The following is an 18,608-nucleotide window of genomic DNA, read 5'->3' on the forward strand; positions in this document are numbered from 1 at the left end:
CTCAAGCCCTCGGATCATAAGCATCTCGGCAGGCCTCACCGATGAACACCAACAAAGAAAGAATCAGCGCCAGAGCAAAAAACGCCGTCAGCCCCAACCACGGCGCTTGCAGATTGCTCTTGCCCTGGCCAATCAGTTCGCCCAGCGAAGCGCTGCCGGCGGGCATGCCGAAACCGAGAAAATCCAGCGCCGACAAGGTCGCGATCGCCCCGGTGAGAATGAACGGCAGATAGGTCAGGGTCGCGCTCATGGCGTTGGGCAGGATGTGCCGGCAGATCACCTGCACATCGCCAACCCCCAGCGCCCGCGCAGCTTTCACGTATTCCAGGCCGCGGCTGCGCAGGAACTCGGCGCGCACTACATCGACAAGACTCAGCCAGGAAAACAGCGCCATGATCCCCAGCAACCACCAGAAATTGGGCTCGACGAACCCGGACAGAATGATCAGCAGATACAACACCGGCAGCCCCGACCACACCTCCAGCAACCGCTGCCCGAGCAGATCGACCCAGCCTCCGTAAAAGCCTTGCAAGGCACCGGCCGCAATGCCTATCAGCGCACTGGCGGCGGTCAGTGCCAAGGCAAACAGCAGCGACACCCGCGTACCGAAGATCACCCGCGCCAGCACATCCCGCGCCTGATCGTCGGTGCCCAGCCAGTTCTCGCCGCTCGGCGCACTCGGCGCCGGTTCAGTCAGGTCATAGTTGACCGTATCGAAACCGAACGGGATCGGCGCAAACCACATCCGCCCGCCCTGCCCCTCGATCAGTTGCCGCACCTGCGCGCTGCGATAGTCCGGCTGGAACGGCAATTCGCCGGCGAAATCCTGCTCGGTGTAGCGCTTGAACGCCGGGAAATACCACTGGCCCTGATACTCGACCAGCAGCGGTTTGTCATTGGCGATCAACTCGCCGCCCAGGCTCAGGCCGAACAACAGCAAGAACAGCCACAACGACCACCAGCCACGCCGGTGCGCCTTGAACCGCGCCCAGCGCCGCTGGCCGATGGGAGATAGAGTCAGCATCAGGCAGTCCTCGCGGTGAAGTCGATGCGCGGGTCAACCAGCGTGTAACACAGGTCGCCGAGCAGTTTTATCAGCAGGCCGAACAGGGTGAAGATGAACAACGAGCCAAACACCACCGGATAGTCGCGCGACACCGCTGCCTCGTAGCTGAGACGGCCGAGGCCATCGAGGGAGAAGATCACTTCGATCAGCAACGAGCCGCCGAAAAATACCGTCACCAGCGCCTGCGGCAATCCGGCGACCACCAGCAGCATCGCGTTGCGAAACACGTGACCGTATAAAACCTGGCGCTGGCTGAGGCCCTTGGCCCGTGCCGTCACCACGTACAGGCGCGAGATTTCGTTGAGAAAGCTGTTTTTGGTGAGGATCGTCAGCGTGGCGAATCCGCCGATCACCAGCGCGGTGACCGGCAGCACCAGATGCCAGAAGTAATCGGCAACCTTGCCCCACGGCGACAGCTCGGCGAAGTTGTCCGAGACCAGCCCGCGCACCGGAAACCAGTCCAGTGCGCTGCCGCCCGCGAACACGATGATCAGCAGCAGCGCAAACAGGAACCCCGGCATCGCGTAGCCGATGATGATCGCCACGCTGCTCCAGACATCGAACGTCGAGCCGTTGTGTACGGCCTTGCGGATGCCCAGCGGAATCGACACCAGGTAAGTGATCAACGTGGCCCACAAGCCCAGTGACAAGGTGACCGGCAGCTTCTGCCAGATCAGCTCGGTGACGCTGGCGCCACGGAAAAAGCTCTGGCCGAAATCCAGTTGCGCGTAGCTTTTGAGCATCAGCCACAGGCGCTCGCCGGCGGGTTTGTCGAAGCCGTACTGGCGTTCGATATCTGCCACCAGTTTCGGGTCGAGCCCCCGGGTCGCGCGGGATTCACCGCCGATGGTTTCGACATGACCGCCGCCCACCGCCGCGCCGACACCAATGCCCTGCAAGCGCGCGATCGCCTGCTCGACCGGTCCGCCGGGGGCCGCCTGCACGATGATGAAATTGACCAGCAAAATGGCGAACAAAGTCGGCACGATCAGCACCAGACGCCGCAGGCTATAACCCCACATGGGCGAACTCCTTTTGCTGTTGCTGCATCTGTGTGGCGGTCAACGCGGTCGGGCTGATTTCCCACCAGGTATCGAGCCCGGCGTCATACAGCGGCGCCGTCGCCGGACGGCCGAAACGGTTCCACCACACCGTGGAAATCCCCGGCGGGTAATAGTTGGGAATCCAGTAATAACCCCACTGTAATACCCGATCCAAAGCGTGAGCATGGCGCAGCAGGCTTTCGCGGTTGTCGGCCTGCACCAGCCCTTCAAGCAAGGCATCGACGGCCGGATCGCGCAGCACCATGTAGTTGTTCGAACCGGGATCGTCGGCGCCGTCGGAGCCGAAGTAATTGAACATCTCGCGCCCCGGCGCCTGACTCACCGGGTAGCCGACCACGATCATGTCGTAGTCGCGATTGCGCACGCGGTTGGTGTATTGCGCGGTGTCGACCTGGCGAATATCGAAGCCGATACCGATCTGCGCCAGGTTGCGCTTGAACGGCAGCAGCAGCCGTTCAAAGCCCTTCTGACCGTTGAGAAAGGTGAACTGCAGCGGCTCGCCGTTGGCATTCACCAACTGATCACCACGGGGTTTCCAGCCGGCGGCTTCCAGCAGTTTCAAGGCCTGCAACTGCTCGGCGCGGATGTTGCCGCTGCCGTCGGTTTTCGGCGCTTCGAAGACCTCGGTGAACACCTCATCGGGGATCTTGCCGCGCCACGGTTCGAGGATTTTCAGTTCCTCGGCGTCCGGCAACTCGGTGGCCGACAACGCACTGTGCGAGAAGTAACTGCGCTGGCGCAGGTACATGCTGCGCATCATCTGCCGATTGCTCCACTCGAAATCCCAGAGCATGGCGATCGCCTGCCGCACCCGGCGATCCTGAAACATGGGTTTTTGCAGGTTGAACACGAAACCCTGCGAACCTTGCGCAGCACCCGGCGCCAGATGTTCGCGAAGCAATTTACCCTGCTCCAGCGCCGTCCCGGCATAGCCGATGGTGTAACTGGTCGCGGAAAAGTCGCGGTTGTAATCAAAACCGCCAGCCTTGAGCACTTGCCGGGAAACATCGGTGTCGGCGAAGAACTCGACACTCAAGTGATCGAAGTTATAGAGGCCGCGCGTGATCGGCAGGTCCTTGGCCCACCAGTCGGCGACGCGCTGAAATTTCACGCTGCGCCCGGCATCCACCGCGCTGATCCGGTACGGGCCGCTGCCCGGCGGGATCTCGAAACCGGCGCCGTCGGCGAAGTTTCGTGTGCGCCACCAATGTTCCGGAAACACCGGCAGCGTCGCCAGATCCAGTGGCAAGGTGCGGCTGTCGTTGTTCTTGAAGTTGAAGCGCACTTGCGTCGGCGACTCCACCACTACGTCGGCAACGTCACGAAACTGTTGGCGGTATTTGAGGCTGCCCTGAGTGGTTAACAGTTCGAAGGTGTAACGCACGTCTTCGGCTGTGATTGGCGTGCCGTCGTCGAACCGCGCCTTGGGATTGAGGTAGAAACGCAGCCAGCGGCGATCCGCATCCAGTTCCATCTGCTGCGCCACCAGGCCGTAGACGCTGTAGGGTTCGTCCTTGCTGCGACAGGCCAGCGGCGCGTAGAGCCAACCGTCGATGTCGGCGACGCCGGTGCCTTTGTCGATGTACGGAATCAGGTGATCGAACGGGCCGCTTTCCAGTGAGGAGCGCCGCAGCGTCCCGCCCTTGGGCGCGTTGGGGTTGGCGTAGGCCAGGTGGTGAAAGTCCGCGGCGTATTTGGGGGCTTCGCCGTAGACCGTGAGTGCGGGTTGTGGAGCGGCCCAAATGAAGGGGCATGGCAGCGCAAAAACGCTGAACAGAATGAGCCTGGAGAGCATTGGCAGATCCTTTTTTGCACGGTGCGGCTACTGGCCTCTTCGCTAGCAGGCTAGCTCCCGCAGGCTCTTGCGCTGGACACAGAACCCCGTGGTAGTCAGCCTGCTGGCGATAGCGACGCAACAGTCACCTATCATCCTGCCTACCTGTGATGTGCAACAGGCCGGCGATTTTTATAGGGCAGGCTTAGATCAATAAGTGACTAAAACCCGCCCCTTCCATGAAATCCGATCCTTGTAGGAGCTGCCGCAGGCTCGGGCCGCGATCGGACGATCTGTTGATCTTTAACGTCAAAAGATCGTCCGATCGCGGCCCGAGCCTTCGGCAGCTCCTACACAGAGCGGGTCAGTACACAGAGCGGGTCAGAATTTGTAATTGACCCGCGTGTATAGCGTCCGCCCGAACGGGTCGCCGTATTTCGGGTCGTAGCCGCTCTGGAAGGTGTAGGTCTGGTTACTGAATGGTGGCTCGCGGTCGAACAGGTTCTTCGCACCGAGGGTCACGCTCAGGGTTTTGCGCCAGGTGTAGGTGCCTGCCAGATCCCAGACGTTGTACGAGCCGACGTAATCGTGGGTCTCGCGGTCGGAGTCGTGGTAACCGCTGGTGTAGCGGTTGGTCAGGGCCACGCCGTAGGGGCCGTAGTTCCAGCTGCCGGTCAGGCTGTGACGCCAACGGGCCACGGCGCCGGCCGAGGAAAAGTCGCCGCCACGAAAATCGCCGAGCTTGTCGATGTAGTCGCCCTTGAGCTGCTGCTGGTACTCGTAGCGGCTGACATAGGTGCCTTGCAGGCCGATGCCGAAGTTGCCGTACGGGGTGCTCGGCAAGCGGTAGTCGAAACTGACATCGACACCATGGGTCTTGATCTTGCCGAGGTTGGCCAGCCCCGTGACGATGTGATCGATGGAGCCATCAGGCTTGCGCACCAGGCGATCAGGGTACAGCTCCGGGTTCTCGAACACCGCCGATTCCGGGAATTCGGCGATCTGGTTGGCGATGTTGATCCACCAGAAGTCCAGCCCGGTGGTCAGCCGCTCGAACGGCTGATAGACGAAACCGAGGGTGACGTTGCGCGCGGTTTCCGGGCTCAGTTCAGTATTGCCACCGGTGCGACTGTAGAACTGCTGGGCGCAGTCGCGGTTGGCGATCCCGCCGTTGCTCGGGTTGCCGCCGGCACACAGCCGCGGGTCGTTGTAGTTGGCGACGGTGAACGTGGTGAAGTTCGGGCTGTACAACTCGTACAGCGACGGCGCACGAAAACCTTCACTGTAGGCGCCGCGCACCACCAGTTGCTTGAACGGCTGGAAGCGGAACGAGTATTTCGGGTTGGTGGTGCTGCCGAAATCGCTGTACTTGTCGTGGCGCACAGCGGCGGACAACTCCAGGCTGTCGAGCACCGGCACGTTGACCTCGGCGTACTGCGCCGAGACGCTGCGATCCCCGGCGACGCTGGCATTGGGGTCGACGCCAAGGCTCTGCACATCGGCAGCGAACTGGGCGAAATCCTGATGAAAATCCTCCTTGCGGTATTCGCCACCCAGCGCCAGTGCCGAAGGACCAGCGCCGAACCAATCACCGATCTCACGACTGACACGCCCGTCTATCGCCTTCACCCGCCCTACCGCCGTCGAGTAATCGCCGTCCACCGCATTGGCCGCCAGCAGCGCCTGCCCGGCAGCGGTCTGTGCGCCAAACGGGTTGATGACGCCGTTGGCAATACCGGCGCTGACGGCGCGGTCGTTGACATAGCCGGCCTCGATGGCATTGATCACTTTGTTCTGGTTGTACGACGCGCCGACGTTGTAGTCCCAACCAACCACGCTGCCGTCAAAGCTCAACAGCAAACGCTGGCCGGTGTTGTCGTCTTCGTGCTGGCGCGCGCCAACGGCGGTTTCGCGCCAGTTCACATCCACCGGTTGCGTCGGGTCGAGGGCGAAGCCGTTGGGGCCGGGGGTAATACCGTTACCGGGATAGAACGTCGTGCCGGGATTGACCTGATTGCCCATCAGCGTACCGGGGCCGATCTGCGTGCGGTTTTCGTTGCGTGCCCAGAAGTATTCGAGGCTGACGTTGTGATCATCCGCCAGCTTGCCGGTGGCTTTGGCGAAAGCCGAGGTCTTCTCGGTTTCCGGCACCAGATCGAGGTAATTCCACAGGCTCTGGCGGCAGATGCCATTGCGCGCCAGCAGGCCCGGGGCGCTGCAGCCGGAACTGGCCAGCGGGTTGGTGGCGTTGCTGCCCTGACTCCAGTTGGCCGGCGATGCGGTGCCGGAGGTGTAATCGAGGCCGCGTCCCGGCTGATAGTTGTAGGTGTAACCACGGTCTTCGGCAGCCAGGCGTTGCTGCTTGTCATGACTGACCACGCCGAACACGTTGAAACGATCATCCTGCAAATCGCCGAAGCCCCAACTGCCGCTGAAGTTACGACTTTCACCACCGCCGGCATGGGTCGGTGTGTCGTAGTTGGTGCTGAGCTGGCCTTCCGTGAGGCTGGTCTTGGTGATGAAGTTGATCACCCCGCCAATCGCATCGGTGCCGTACAACGCCGAAGCACCGTCACGCAGGACTTCGACGCGATCAATGGCGGCGAACGGAATGGTGTTCAGGTCAACCCCGGAGCCATTGATCGCGTTGGTCGCGTTGTTGCTCAGCCGCCGGCCATTGAGCAGCACCAGCGTCTTGTTCGGGCCGATGCCACGCAAATCGGCATACGACGCCCCGCCGCTGCTCGAACCCACCGAACGACCGGAGCCGACCGAAGACTGATTGGCGGAAATCCGGCTCACCAGCTCCTCGGTGGTGCTCACCCCCTGCTCGCGCAGTTCTTCAACTCGCAGAATGGTGACCGGCACCGCAGTTTCCGCATCGACCCGGCGAATCGCAGTACCGGTGACTTCCACCCGTTGCAACTGGGTCGTGGGTTCGTCGGCAGCAACTGCCGGCAAGGTATTGATCGCCAGCAGCAAGGCCAGGCTCAAACGGGATCTAACGGGTGAAAAATGGATCATGAACGGCCATCCCTGCGTTTTGGTTTATGCAGGGATGTGCAATGGACAGCAGGGTTTTATAGAGCCCGATTTAGACCGTTGGGTGATGAGGTTATGCAAAAAAATGGCATGTGTGGATCAAGCCAGCTCCATCTCCCTCAGCAACCGGGTATCCAGCCCAAACCGCTCCTGGGAAACCATCCTGAACTGCCCCTCCGCCAATTCGCAGCTCACCAGCAGATTCCACGAGTGCCGGGTTGCCGCCGAGGGGATCAGTACAAACGGATGCTCTGCCAATAATGCATCGGCGAACAGTTGTTGATTGGGTGAAGGCTTGGCGGGGCTCAACCAGTAAGGATTCGGCACATCCTCCGGCTGCACGATTTTCACTTTTGCTTCGCTGATGACCTCAAAACACGTGAGGACATAAGGTTCACTGTCCAGCGCGTCAAAGCTGTGATTGGCTGCCACCTCCAGAATGGCCGAGGATGGATCGACTGATGCATAAACGACTCGCCGCCCGGGTATGTTCCATCGGCCTCCATTGAGATTTGAACCCATCCCGCTGTCCCACGTCCCTCCGTAAACCTCGGGGTCCAGCCGCCATGCATACCAGTGCTCGTCCCAAGGCAAGGGATTCATGTGTAAACCCCGTATATCAGCTGCCCCAGATACTGCTCGACCATCTGAAACCCCAGTGAATGCCGGATCAACTCCACGGGTACGCGACCGTTCAGGTAGGTACTGGGTTTGCGCAGCCACTCCTCGGCCCGTGACTGGCGCCCGAAGGCACGAATGGCCTTTTCCAGCACCAACGCATATTGGTAGGCGATGACGCTTTGCTGCGGGCCAAGCCGTACCGTTTTACCTTCCTTCAGTAATCGCCGTACGGTTCTGACCGACTTGCCGGTGATACGTTTGACCATATCGTCTTGCAGATAAAGCTCAGAGGTTGAAAGCATGTTGACGACATCGTTCAGCTCAAAACCTTCGTCGGTCAGGTCAACGATCAGAAAGGCGTCGTCACCGATGTTCTGGCCATTCACGAGCAAGTCGACAGGTCTGCCCTCGGCCCGCTTCACCCCCGTCAGTCGGGTTACCTTGACGCTGGGCATCGCGACCTCCTCCATGGGGCACCTGGCACGATCGGTGCGCCATTGAAGGCGATGGGAATAAGCAGGCGTTTCGTATTCGAGGTGGGGCGTTCGCATAATCCATCCGTTATCAGAGGCCTGAGCGTCCAAGCCGTTTACGACTTCAATGTCATGTCCGATGCTATAGATCATGCTTCCGACGACCAACCTGAGAATGTCGTCGGAAATATCCCCGCTTCTGCGAAATTTCGGCCCGTTTGCGTAGGACGTTACTCACGCATACCGCGTGCTCAACTGCCGAAGTGATAACTCACATCCAGCCACCACTGCCGCCCGTACGGGTCATAGTTGCCGGTCGGGTAATACGGCCAGCCGGCCGAGTCATCGTGTTTGATCTGGTTGAGCACGTTGTTCACGGTCAGGCCGACGCTGGCACGGTCATTGAGCTTGTAGCGGGCGCTGGCGTTGAACACCGTCCAGGGCGACAGACGCCCGTCACCCGCGCCGTTGGTCACCGAACCATAGCGAATGCCCATCAGCGTCGCCGTGGCTTTCTGGTAATCCCAGGTCAGACTGGCGTTGACCTTGCTGCGCCAGTCGTAGTTGGTCCGCGAAGTGCGCCAGTCCTGAGTCGGCGCCTCGTCGGACTCCTTGTAGAAATGCGAAAGCACCAAGGTATAGCCCAGCGCCGAACTGAACGCGCCGTACTGCCCGGCGCCCCAGCGGATGTTGCTCTTGAAGTCCAGACCGCTGACCCGCTCGCTGGCGGCGTTGATCGCATTGACCCGCACTCGCTGCAACTGATTGGGATCAACCGCGGCATTGCCCGGGTTGCGGTCGATGCGCGCCAGGGTCGACTGGCAGTTCGCCGAGTTGATGTCCTGGGTGCCGTTGCGGCATTCGTTCTCTTGCTGCAACAGGCGGTTTTCGTCGACGGTGGTCAGCAGGTCGTCGATCTCGACCCGCCAGAAATCGGTGGAGAAATCGAAATTGCGCGACGGCGACCAGACAAAACCATAGGTCCAGGATTTGCCGCGTTCGGACTCAAGATCCGGGGTGCCACTCTGGGTGTAATCGACCCGCCCACGATCACACGCGCCCTGCACGCCCTGGCTGCAACCGTAGTAGTCGATCTGCGCCGGGTAGTAACCGTTGCTGTCCGACTGGTAGATGTAGTTCAGGTCCGGTGCACGGAAACTGGTGCCGTAACTGCCGCGCAGCAACAGACTGGTGATCGGGCGCCATTCGAGGCCGAGGTTGTAGGTTTTCTGCTGCTCGCTGCGACCGCTGAATTTGTATTGGTCCCAACGCCCGGCGGCGGTGGCCAGCACGGTGTCGGTCACCGGAATGCTGAACTCGCCACCGGCGGCGTAGCGCTTGCGCGAACCGCCGGAGCTTTGCGCCGGGCTCACGCCATAAAAAGTGCCGTCATTCAGACCGTCATCCGGGTCGACGCGATATTCCTGCTTGCCCGCTTCCAGCACGCCGGCAAATCCGACCGGGCCGGCCGGCAGGTCAAACAGGTCGCCATTGATCGACGCGTTGTAGCTGGTGGAAACCGACTTGCTGCGCTGGGTCAGATTGCTGCGAAACTGCTCCCACTCTTGTGGCGTCAGCGGGCGATCGAGACGCGAGGCGTCCGGGGCGAACACCGGGTAACCGCCACTCACGCCCAATTGCGGGCCGAGGTAGAAATCCTGAATCGACGACAGCGGCGTGTAGCGCGTGGTTCTGACGCTGCGATATTCCGAACGGTTGGCCGCCAGATCGTAGCTCCAGCCGGTGTCGGCGATCTTGTCCGAGAGGCCGAGGGTGCCGGTCCACGAAGTGTCGGTCCACTTGCTGTTGTTGCTGGTGCGGCCACCGATTTCCTCTTCACCGTAACGCCGATACCAGCGCTCCAGATTGCCGCTGTTCTGGTTGATGAAATCCGGTGAAGTAAACGTCGGGCCACGGGTGTTGTTCTGGATGTGGTCGAGGCCATACATCAAGTCGGCAAACACCTGACCGCTGTCGCTGAAGTGCCAGGTGCCGCGCGTATAGCCGTCGTAGTTTTCCTTTTGCGTCTGGATCGTCCAGTAATCGTTGTACATCTGATCGGTGCGGCAGCGTCCGCCGTTGTTCAGCAGCTTGTTGTCGAAGGTGCCTTGATAGGCGCCGCAACCGGGGCCGAGGTAGCGGTTGTTGCTCAGGTCGCGACGGTAACCGACATCCGCCAGCGGGCCGCTCTGCATGAAGCCGCGATCGTCGGCCCAGATCGGGTCACGGTTGGTCAGTTCCAGGCCGAACAAGCCGTCGAAGTCGCCCCAACTGCCGCCGCCGCTGATTTGCAGGCGCTGATTGTCGCCACCGCCGCGCTCACTGGTGCCGCCCTTGAGATTGACGTCGATGCCATCGATCTGCTTCTTGAGGATGATGTTGACCACCCCGGCAATCGCGTCCGAACCGTAGATTGCCGAGGCGCCGCTGCTGAGAATTTCGATGCGTTCGATGACCGCCGAGGGAATGTTCGCCAGGTTGGTGAAGTTGACCTTGCCGTCGTATGGCGTCGGGTAATCGGCGACGCGCCGGCCGTTGATCAGCACCAGCGTGTGATTGGGGCCGAGGCCACGCAGGTTGATTGCGCTGGCCGCCGGTTGCCAGGTGTTGCCGTAGTCCTCGCCCTGGGTCATGCCGGTGTTTTGCGTCTGCGTCGCCAGGGCGTCATAGACGTTCTTGTAGCCGCGCGCTTCCATCTCTTCGTGGGTGATGACGTTGACCGGGGTCGCGCCATCGCTCTGCGCGCGGGCGATTCGCGAACCGGTGACGGTGACTTTTTCCATACGGTAATCGGCGCTGGTCGCCGGGGCCACGGCACTGACTTTGGCCGCCACCGGCGCAATCGCCGCCCCTTCGCGCACGCTCAGGCCCTGAGCACTTTGCTCGACGTGCAGCCCGCTGCCGAGCAACGCCTTCTCGACGGCCTGACGTCCGCCCAACGCACCGCGCACGGCACCGCTGCGTTTGCCTTGCACCAGATTCTGGCTGAAGGAAATCGGTACGCCGGTCTGGCGCGAGATGTCCAGCAAGACCTCGTCGAGCGGGCCGCTGGCGATGTCGAAAGTGAATACCTGAACGGCAGAATCCTGCGCATACACCGCGATCGGCGCCAACCCCATCGCCAATGCGGTGGCGAGGGTCAGGCGCGGTAATTGTTGTTTGAATGAAATCATCAAGGGCTTCCCTGTTGAAGGCGTCTGCAGGGAATGAGCAGCGGGCCGGCGTTTTTTATAGGGCGACAATTAGGCCAAGAAGTCATAAACCTATAACCGGACTCCACACACATCATGTAGGAGCTGCCGAAGGCTGCGATCTTTTGATCTTTAAAAGCGAAAATCAAAAGATCGCAGCCTGCGGCAGCTCCTAGAGGGATATGCGGTGGGCTTAAGGGCGGGGCTGGATGCTGACCCAATAGGGGTTGTGCCAGGTGACGCGGATCGGCAGTGAGCGCTCCAGCAGCTGCAAAGTGCGGTCACTGTCGTCCAGCGGATAGAGGCCGCTCAGGCGCAGATCGGCCACTTCGGGACTCAGGTGCAGAATGCCGCGGCGATAGCGGCGCAGGCTGTCGATCACTTCGCTCAGCGGCCGGTCGCGCACTTCCAGGCGACCTTGTACCCAGGCGCTTTCCTGGCCGTTGCTGCGCTCCAGAGCCAAAATGTCCCGGGCGTTGAACAGCAGACTCTCCCCCGCCTCCACCACCTGCCGCGCGCCGCTGGCGGTGACCACTTCAACCTGCGAATGCAGCATCACCAGACGGGTAAAATCGTCGCTCTGTTGCACGAGGAATTTCGTCCCCAGCGCCCGCATCCGACCGTGCTCGGTCGCGACCACGAACGGCCGCGCAGGATCCTTGGCCACATCCACCAACAACTCGCCGGTGCGCACCACCAGCAGACGCTGAACCGCATCGAATTGCGCCACCACCCGTGTACGTGCATTCAGGCTCAGCGCACTGCCATCCGCCAAAAAGAAATCGCGCCGTTCGCCGGTGCCGGTGGCCAACTCGCCGGCTTCCGGCAGCCAGCCGTAGCGGCGCCCGAGCAGACCGGCCAGCACAGCGATGCCGAGCACACTCAAGCTGCCACTGACAAAGCGCCGCCGACTCGATGGCGCATTCAGGCTGTGCAGCAGACTGTTGCGCGGCAGCCCGCGCAAGGTCGGGTTGCGCAGCAGGTTCAGGCCGCCGCCCATTTGTTCGATGATCCGCTGATGGCGCGGATCAGCCGCGCGCCACGCTTCAAATGCCGCGCGCTCGCCAGCGCTGGCCTCGCCGGACTGCAACAGCGCCATCCACTGCGCCGCCTCATCGATCAGCGCTTCGTCCGGCCTCATGCCTGCATCGCCTGATAGCAGCGTTTGAACGCCTCGACCATGTACTGCTGCACGCGACTGGTGGAAACCCCGAGCCGTTCGCCGATTTCGCTGTAGGTCAAACCGTCAAGCTGATGGAAGAGAAACGCAGCTTTGGCCTTGGCCGACAAGCCATTGAGCAAGCGATCGACTGCCAGCAGCGCTTCGATCACCAGCGCGCGTTCTTCCGGTGATGGATGCACCGGTTCCGGCGCCAGCGCCAGGCTTTCCAGATAGGCACGTTCGAGATCCTGGCGGCGCCAGCCTTCATAGACCAGGCGCCGGGCGATGGTGGTCAGCAGTGCCCGTGGTTCACGAATGGCGCTCGGGTCCGGCAGGGCCAGCACCCGTAAAAAGGTTTCCGAGGCGATGTCCTGTGCGCTGTGCGGGCAACCCAGCGTACGGCCAACCGCAGCGCACAGCCAGCGATAGTCCTTTTGGAACATGTGCCCAATCATCCGGTAATGCGGGTTCTGAACATCACCCATGCCTTGCTCCCTGAAACGGGTCCCACCCGCTGCGAAAATCCGTGGTTCTGCCGGGATCGTCCGGCTCTTGATCAGGCGCGACTGTGCAATAGCGCTGCGCACATTTGAAGTAATTAAAAATCAGGATAAGCAAACCTTTGAGAATAAGGCGTTCCGTCGCGGTAGAAATATTGACTGACACAACGTTGACCCTGATCAGTTGCCAGCGCGCAAGCACTCTCTAATCTGCGCGCTCCATCGAACGCCAAGGACGGCTCACCGGGAGCCCGCGGCTATCCCTTCAAGGAAGAAAACCATGCGATCACTGAAGATTATTCTGCTGTCCTCGGCCTTCAACGGCTTGACCCAACGCGCCTGGCTGGAACTGCGTCAGGCCGGGCACTCGCCCAGCGTTGTGGTGTTCACCGACGAGGCGTCGGTGTGCGAACAGATCGAAAACAGCGGCGCCGATCTGGTGATCTGCCCATTCCTCAAGGATCGCGTGCCGCAGGCGCTGTGGAGCAATGCGCGGCGCCCGGTGGTGATCATTCACCCGGGCATCGTCGGCGATCGTGGCGCCAGCGCGCTGGACTGGGCGATCACCCACGAACTGACACGCTGGGGCGTGACTGCCCTGCAAGCGGTGGAAGAAATGGACGCCGGCCCGGTCTGGGCCACCTGTGAATTCAATCTGCCGTCGGACTTGCGCAAATCCGAGTTGTACAACGGTCGGGTCAGCGATGCGGCGATTCGCTGTATTCGCGAAGTGGTCGAAAAGTTCATCGAAGGGGTGCAACCGGTCGCACTGGATTACACCGACCCCAAAGTCCGGGGCCGCTTGCAACCGAACATGAAGCAGGACGACCGCACCTTCAGCTGGCACGACTGCTCGCGCTTCATCAAACGCTGCATCGACGCTGCAGACGGCCAGCCCGGGGTCTTGGCGAGTCTGGCCGGCGGGCAGTATTACGTGTACGACGCGCACCTCGATCAGCGCACCGGCATTCCCGGCAAAATCCTCGCCGTACATGACGACGCGGTGCTGGTCGCCACCGGCGATCACAGCCTGTGGATCGGCTCGCTGCGGCGCAAACCACTACCCGGCGAAGAGACCTTCAAGCAACCGGCGCGACATGTGCTGGCCGGGCAACTGGCAGGCGTGCCAACCCTCGACTGGTCGATTGCCAGCGAGCCGTTCAACGACGAGGCGTATCAGCCGATCCGCTACCGTGAATCCGGGCATGTCGGGGAGCTGACGTTCGAGTTCTACAACGGCGCGATGAGCACCGAACAGTGCCAGCGCATGGTCGAAGCGTTGCGCTGGGCCAAGTCCCGTGACATCCGCGTGTTGCTGATCAAGGGTGGGCGCGGCAGTTTTTCCAACGGTGTGCACCTGAACGTGATCCAGGCCGCGCAGGATCCGGGCGCCGAAGCGTGGGCGAATATTCAGGCGATCGACGATGTCTGCGCCGAGCTGCTCAGCGCGCAGCAACTGGTGGTCAGCGGCGTGACCGGCAATGCCGGGGCTGGCGGCGTGATGCTCGCACTGGCCGCTGACATCGTGTTTGCCCGGGCCGACGTCGTGCTCAATCCACATTACAAGAGCATGGGCCTGTATGGCTCGGAATACTGGACCTACAGCCTGCCCCGCGCCGTCGGCCCGGCGATGGCCGAGCAACTGACCCAGGCCTGTCTGCCGGTCAGCGTCACGCAGGCGCTGCAACTGGGCATGGTCCAGGAAATCGGCCCGCGCTGCCCGGATGAGTTTTCCTTGTGGCTGCTGCAACGGGCCAACGCGGCACTGACCGATCCGACCTATGCCGCCGTGCGTGAACGCAAGTTGCGCGTGGATCAGGTGCTGATCGAGCAATGCCGGGAAAGCGAGCTGCAGGAAATGCAGGAAGACATGCTCTACAACCGCAACCAGTTTGCCGAGAAGTGCCGTAATTTCGTCTACAAGCGCAAAGCCTGCGGCACGCCGGCGCGGCTGGTGGAAGACTGGGCGCGGGTGCGCAAGGTTGAGTGGGCGGGCTGAGCTTCACCGCAGACCAGCGATGGCGGTGGGTCAGGCGGCACTGTTTTTGGCAGGCAGACCGCAATCGCGAGCAGGCTCACTCCTACAGGGTTTGTGTCGTTCGCGAAATCGATGGCCACCGCAGAACCTTGTAGGAGTGAGCCTGCTCGCGATGAACGATGACGCGGTGACGAGCCGGCACTTACAATGCCCGCACCTCAGACATCGGCCCGCCCATGGACATCGACCTCGCCCGTACCTTTCTGGAAATCGTCCGTCACGGCAGTCTTGCCGCCGCGGCGCAGAAGCTGTTCGTCACGCAGACGGCGATCACCGCCCGGGTGCAGAAACTCGAAAGTCAGCTGGGCAGTACGCTGTTCGTGCGCAACCGCGCCGGGGCGAAACTGACCGCCAATGGTGAGGCCTTCGTGGTCTACGCCAATCAACTGGTGCAGACCTGGGAAGCCGCGCGCCGCGACCTGCCGTTGCTGGATGGCTATCACAACGTGCTGCACATCGGCGGTGAAGTCAGCCTGTGCAACCCATTGATGCTCAGTTGGGCCGCCGAACTGCGCGAGAAAATTCCCGGGCATGCCCTGCGCATGGAAATCCGCGACGGCGAAAACCTGTTGCGCCAGCTCGAACTCGGCGTGCTTGATGCTGCGCTGGTCTATCAGCCGGAGTACTGGCCGGGTCTGCAGGTCGAGCAGGTGCTGGAAGAAAAACTGATTCTGGTGCGTGCGCCGAACCGCCCGGATCCCTACGTCTACATCGACTGGGGGCCGGATTTCCGTCGTCAGCACGACGCCGCCCTGCCGGACAAGGCCAAAGCCGCACTGAGCTTCAACCTTGGCCCGCTGGCCCTGCAATACATCCTCGAACATGGCGGCAGCGGCTACTTCCGTACCCGCGTGGTGCGCAGCTATCTGGAAACCGGCGCACTGGAAGCGGTCACCAAAGCCCCGGAATTCGGCTATCCAACCTATCTGGTGTATGCCCGCGAACGCGACTCGGCGACGCTGCAACAGGCGTTCGATCTGCTGCGCCAGGTGATCGCCACCGATGACGACTGGTCGCAACGCTGGAACCCGTTGAGCTGAGTCGGCCGCTTTAGACCGGAGCATGGCGCAAGTGACCTCAAGGTGCGGGCTGCACAAACGGCCGGATCGGCTAATCTGCCGGGTATAACAACAATACCCATAGGTGAGCGCAGTGAGGCAGACCACCGAGGCATTCCGCAGTCGCTATCGTGCGGCCATTCATCCGCTATACAACCCGTGGCTGCACGGCGCCTTCGTGCTGCTGTTCGGCGTGCTGGCGATCGGCGCTTTCTGGAGCAGCGTGTATCAGGTGCAGCCGCTGGAATGGCTGAGCGTGCCGCTGACCCTGCTGTTGTTCAACTTTGGCGTGTACATGGTCCATCGCCATCTCGGCCATCACAAAAAGACGTTCGCCAAACTGTTCTACGCCCGGCATGCCGGCGACCATCACAGCTTTTTCACCCCCGGCCACATGACTTATGACGGCGCCCGCGACTGGCGGGTGATTCTGTTTCCGGCCTGGCTGATTGTCGTGCATACGCTGGTTTTCACCCTGCCGCTGTGGTGGCTGCTCGCGCAGTTCAACGCCAATGTCGCCGGGCTGTTCGGCGGCTGCATGGTCTTGGGTTATCTGACCTACGAGGTGTTTCACGCCTGCGAGCATTTGCCACCGAACAACTTGCTGACCCGCCTGCCGTGGATCCGCCAGATGCGTCATCTGCACGAACTGCATCACCGCCGCGAGCGCATGCAGGAGCGAAATTTCAATATCGTTTTTCCGCTGATGGACTACCTGTTCGGCACCCTGTACTGGGAGCCGCAACCCACCCCGTTGCGCTATTCGAGATCGCCCATGACCCGCATGCAGCACCAGATCGATATCGCCGGCGAACCGGTCGCCGTGCTCCGCTACGCCGCCAGCGTCAACCACTGGCCCGAGTGGCACCCGTCGTCGCTGAAAATCAACGGCCCACAAGGCCCGCTGCATGCCGGCGCGCGTTTCGAAGAAGACATTCATGCCGGCGGGCGCGCCGGCCATTTGCGCTGGGAGGTCACCGAGTATCTGCCCGGTCGCCGCTGGTGCGCCCGGGCGCGGGGCGATCATGGCTTGTCGCTGCTGCTGAGCTACGAGTGCACGGCGCAAGGTGACGGTACGCGGTTCGTGCGCACCCTGGATTATCAGTTCGAGGGGCTGGGCATGCGACTGGCCAATCTACTGCTGCTCAAGCGCCGCATCGAACGTGAATCGGCGACCTCGATGCAGGCCCTGCGCGACATGGCGCTCAGGCACCTGACGCTGACGGGGCACCTTTCATGAAGCGCCTGCTGTTACTGCTGGTTATCCTCGTCATCGCGTTTCTGCTGCTGATGCCGACCAAGGTGCAGCCGGTGGCGTGGAAGCCGCCAGCAGCACCGTCGCTGAGCGCAGGTCCGTACGCGGAAAACCAGCGGCTCAAGGCTGCCGAGCAGGTTGGCCCGAGCGACATCGACGGCCCCGAGGCACTGCTGCTGGAAGGCGACTTCCTGATCACCGGGCTGCATGACGGACGATTGATCCGCACCAGCCTTGACGGCAAGGCGCGCCAAGTCCTGAGCGACACCGGCGGCCGGCCGCTGGGTCTGGCGCGGCATCCCAACGGTTTACTGGTGATCGCCGATGGCATCAAAGGTCTGCTGTCGCTCGATGCCCAGGGCCAGTTGATCCCTCTGACCACCGAGGCCAACGGTGTGCCTTTCGGTTTCACTGACGATGTGGCGATCGACAAGTCCGGGCACTACGCCTATTTCAGCGATGCCAGCAGCCGTTGGGGTTACGGCCATGACGGTGAGGCGATCATTGAGCATGGCGGTGACGGGCGCCTGCTGCGCTATGACTTTCAGACCGGCAAGACCAGCGTGCTGCTGGACAAACTGCAGTTTGCCAACGGCGTGACCCTCGGCCCGGATGACGCTTATGTGCTGGTCAACGAAACCGGCGCCTACCGCATCAGCCGTTACTGGCTGACGGGGCCCAAGGCCGGCACCCATGACCTGTTCATCGACAACCTGCCCGGCCTGCCCGACAACCTCGCCTTCAATGACAGCAACCGCTTCTGGGTCGCGCTGTACGCACCGCGCAGTGCCTTGCTCGACGGCACCGCCGGGCATCCGAGGGTGCGCAAGATGATCGTGCGCGCGCTGACGGTGTTGCCGAAACCGGTAGAGAAGCGCGGGTTTGTCCTGGGGCTGGACCTTGAGGGCAAGGTAATCGCCAATCTGCAGGACGCCAGCAGCGGCAATTACTCGCCGATTACCACGGCGCGGGAGTATGGGGACTGGTTGTATCTGGGGTCACTCAAGGCGACCCACATGGCACGGTTGCCGTTGGCGGAGGCGTTGAAGTGAGCCTGCTGGTTTTGTGTCAAATCAACTGACGTCATCGCGAGCAGGCTCACTCCTACAGTGACCGCATTCCTCCTGTAGGAGTGAGCCTGCTAGCGATAGCGGTGTGTCAAGCCACGATGATGTTGAATGTGCAGGCCTCTTCGCGAGCAGGTTCGTTCCCACGGTTGAAAGGTAATCCTCCTGTAGGAGAGAGCCTGCTCGCGATAGCGGTGTGTCAAGCCACGATGATGTTGTATGTGCAGGCCTCTTCGCGAGCAGGTTCGTTCCCACAGTTGAAAGGTAATCCTCCTGTAGGAGCGAGCCTGCTCGCGA

At 61.7% G+C, this 18,608-nt stretch carries 13 protein-coding genes; 4 read left to right on the forward strand and 9 right to left on the reverse strand.

Annotated features, from left to right (window positions below; all coding sequences use genetic code 11):
• Position 1: 1 nt before the first annotated feature.
• The 9 genes from BW33_RS09755 to BW33_RS09795 all read right to left on the reverse strand — a co-directional run bounded on the left by BW33_RS09755 (position 2) and on the right by BW33_RS09795 (position 12,878).
• Entirely contained in the window at positions 2-1,024 is a 1,023-nt protein-coding gene (locus BW33_RS09755) for an ABC transporter permease (protein ID WP_047598618.1), read from the reverse strand.
• Positions 1,024-2,088, reverse strand: coding sequence for a microcin C ABC transporter permease YejB (locus tag BW33_RS09760; RefSeq protein WP_047598620.1), 1,065 nt, complete (start codon positions 2,086-2,088; stop codon positions 1,024-1,026). Before BW33_RS09760 ends, BW33_RS09755 begins: the two co-directional genes overlap by 1 nt.
• Positions 2,075-3,925: an extracellular solute-binding protein gene (locus BW33_RS09765; protein ID WP_047598622.1), complete on the reverse strand. Its 1,851-nt coding sequence runs from the start codon at positions 3,923-3,925 to the stop codon at positions 2,075-2,077. The genes BW33_RS09760 and BW33_RS09765 overlap by 14 nt, the downstream gene beginning before the upstream one ends.
• Before the next feature lie 360 nt (positions 3,926-4,285).
• The gene (locus BW33_RS09770; protein ID WP_047598624.1) at positions 4,286-6,928 is read right to left on the reverse strand and encodes a TonB-dependent receptor; all 2,643 of its coding nucleotides are present in this window, start codon (positions 6,926-6,928) and stop codon (positions 4,286-4,288) included.
• A gap of 117 nt (positions 6,929-7,045) precedes the next feature.
• On the reverse strand, positions 7,046-7,549 hold the full coding sequence (locus BW33_RS09775; protein ID WP_047598626.1) for an RES family NAD+ phosphorylase: 504 nt from the start codon (positions 7,547-7,549) through the stop codon (positions 7,046-7,048).
• The gene (locus BW33_RS09780; protein ID WP_177327474.1) at positions 7,546-8,022 is read right to left on the reverse strand and encodes an antitoxin Xre/MbcA/ParS toxin-binding domain-containing protein; all 477 of its coding nucleotides are present in this window, start codon (positions 8,020-8,022) and stop codon (positions 7,546-7,548) included. The genes BW33_RS09775 and BW33_RS09780 overlap by 4 nt, the downstream gene beginning before the upstream one ends.
• Before the next feature lie 269 nt (positions 8,023-8,291).
• The gene (locus BW33_RS09785; RefSeq protein WP_047598628.1) at positions 8,292-11,213 is read right to left on the reverse strand and encodes a TonB-dependent receptor; all 2,922 of its coding nucleotides are present in this window, start codon (positions 11,211-11,213) and stop codon (positions 8,292-8,294) included.
• A 211-nt stretch (positions 11,214-11,424) separates the two neighbouring features.
• A complete protein-coding gene (locus BW33_RS09790; RefSeq protein ID WP_047598630.1) occupies positions 11,425-12,372 on the reverse strand; it encodes a FecR domain-containing protein in 948 nt (315 codons plus the stop codon).
• Positions 12,369-12,878: a sigma-70 family RNA polymerase sigma factor gene (locus BW33_RS09795; protein ID WP_047598631.1), complete on the reverse strand. Its 510-nt coding sequence runs from the start codon at positions 12,876-12,878 to the stop codon at positions 12,369-12,371. Before BW33_RS09795 ends, BW33_RS09790 begins: the two co-directional genes overlap by 4 nt.
• Before the next feature lie 295 nt (positions 12,879-13,173).
• On the opposite strand from BW33_RS09795, the gene BW33_RS09800 reads away from it, so the two are divergent.
• The 4 genes from BW33_RS09800 (at position 13,174) to BW33_RS09815 (ending at position 18,296) form a co-directional block, all read left to right on the forward strand.
• On the forward strand, positions 13,174-14,892 hold the full coding sequence (locus BW33_RS09800) for a hydrogenase maturation protein (protein ID WP_047598633.1): 1,719 nt from the start codon (positions 13,174-13,176) through the stop codon (positions 14,890-14,892).
• A 215-nt stretch (positions 14,893-15,107) separates the two neighbouring features.
• Complete coding sequence (locus BW33_RS09805; protein ID WP_045122483.1) at positions 15,108-15,971, forward strand: LysR family transcriptional regulator; 864 nt, start codon at positions 15,108-15,110, stop codon at positions 15,969-15,971.
• 112 nt (positions 15,972-16,083) lie between these two features.
• Positions 16,084-17,229, forward strand: coding sequence for a sterol desaturase/SRPBCC family protein (locus BW33_RS09810; protein ID WP_047598635.1), 1,146 nt, complete (start codon positions 16,084-16,086; stop codon positions 17,227-17,229).
• Entirely contained in the window at positions 17,226-18,296 is a 1,071-nt protein-coding gene (locus BW33_RS09815; protein ID WP_047598636.1) for an SMP-30/gluconolactonase/LRE family protein, read from the forward strand. Before BW33_RS09810 ends, BW33_RS09815 begins: the two co-directional genes overlap by 4 nt.
• Positions 18,297-18,608: the final 312 nt, after the last annotated feature.

This window comes from Pseudomonas sp. RIT288, assembly GCF_000631985.1.
GTDB lineage: Bacteria > Pseudomonadota > Gammaproteobacteria > Pseudomonadales > Pseudomonadaceae > Aquipseudomonas.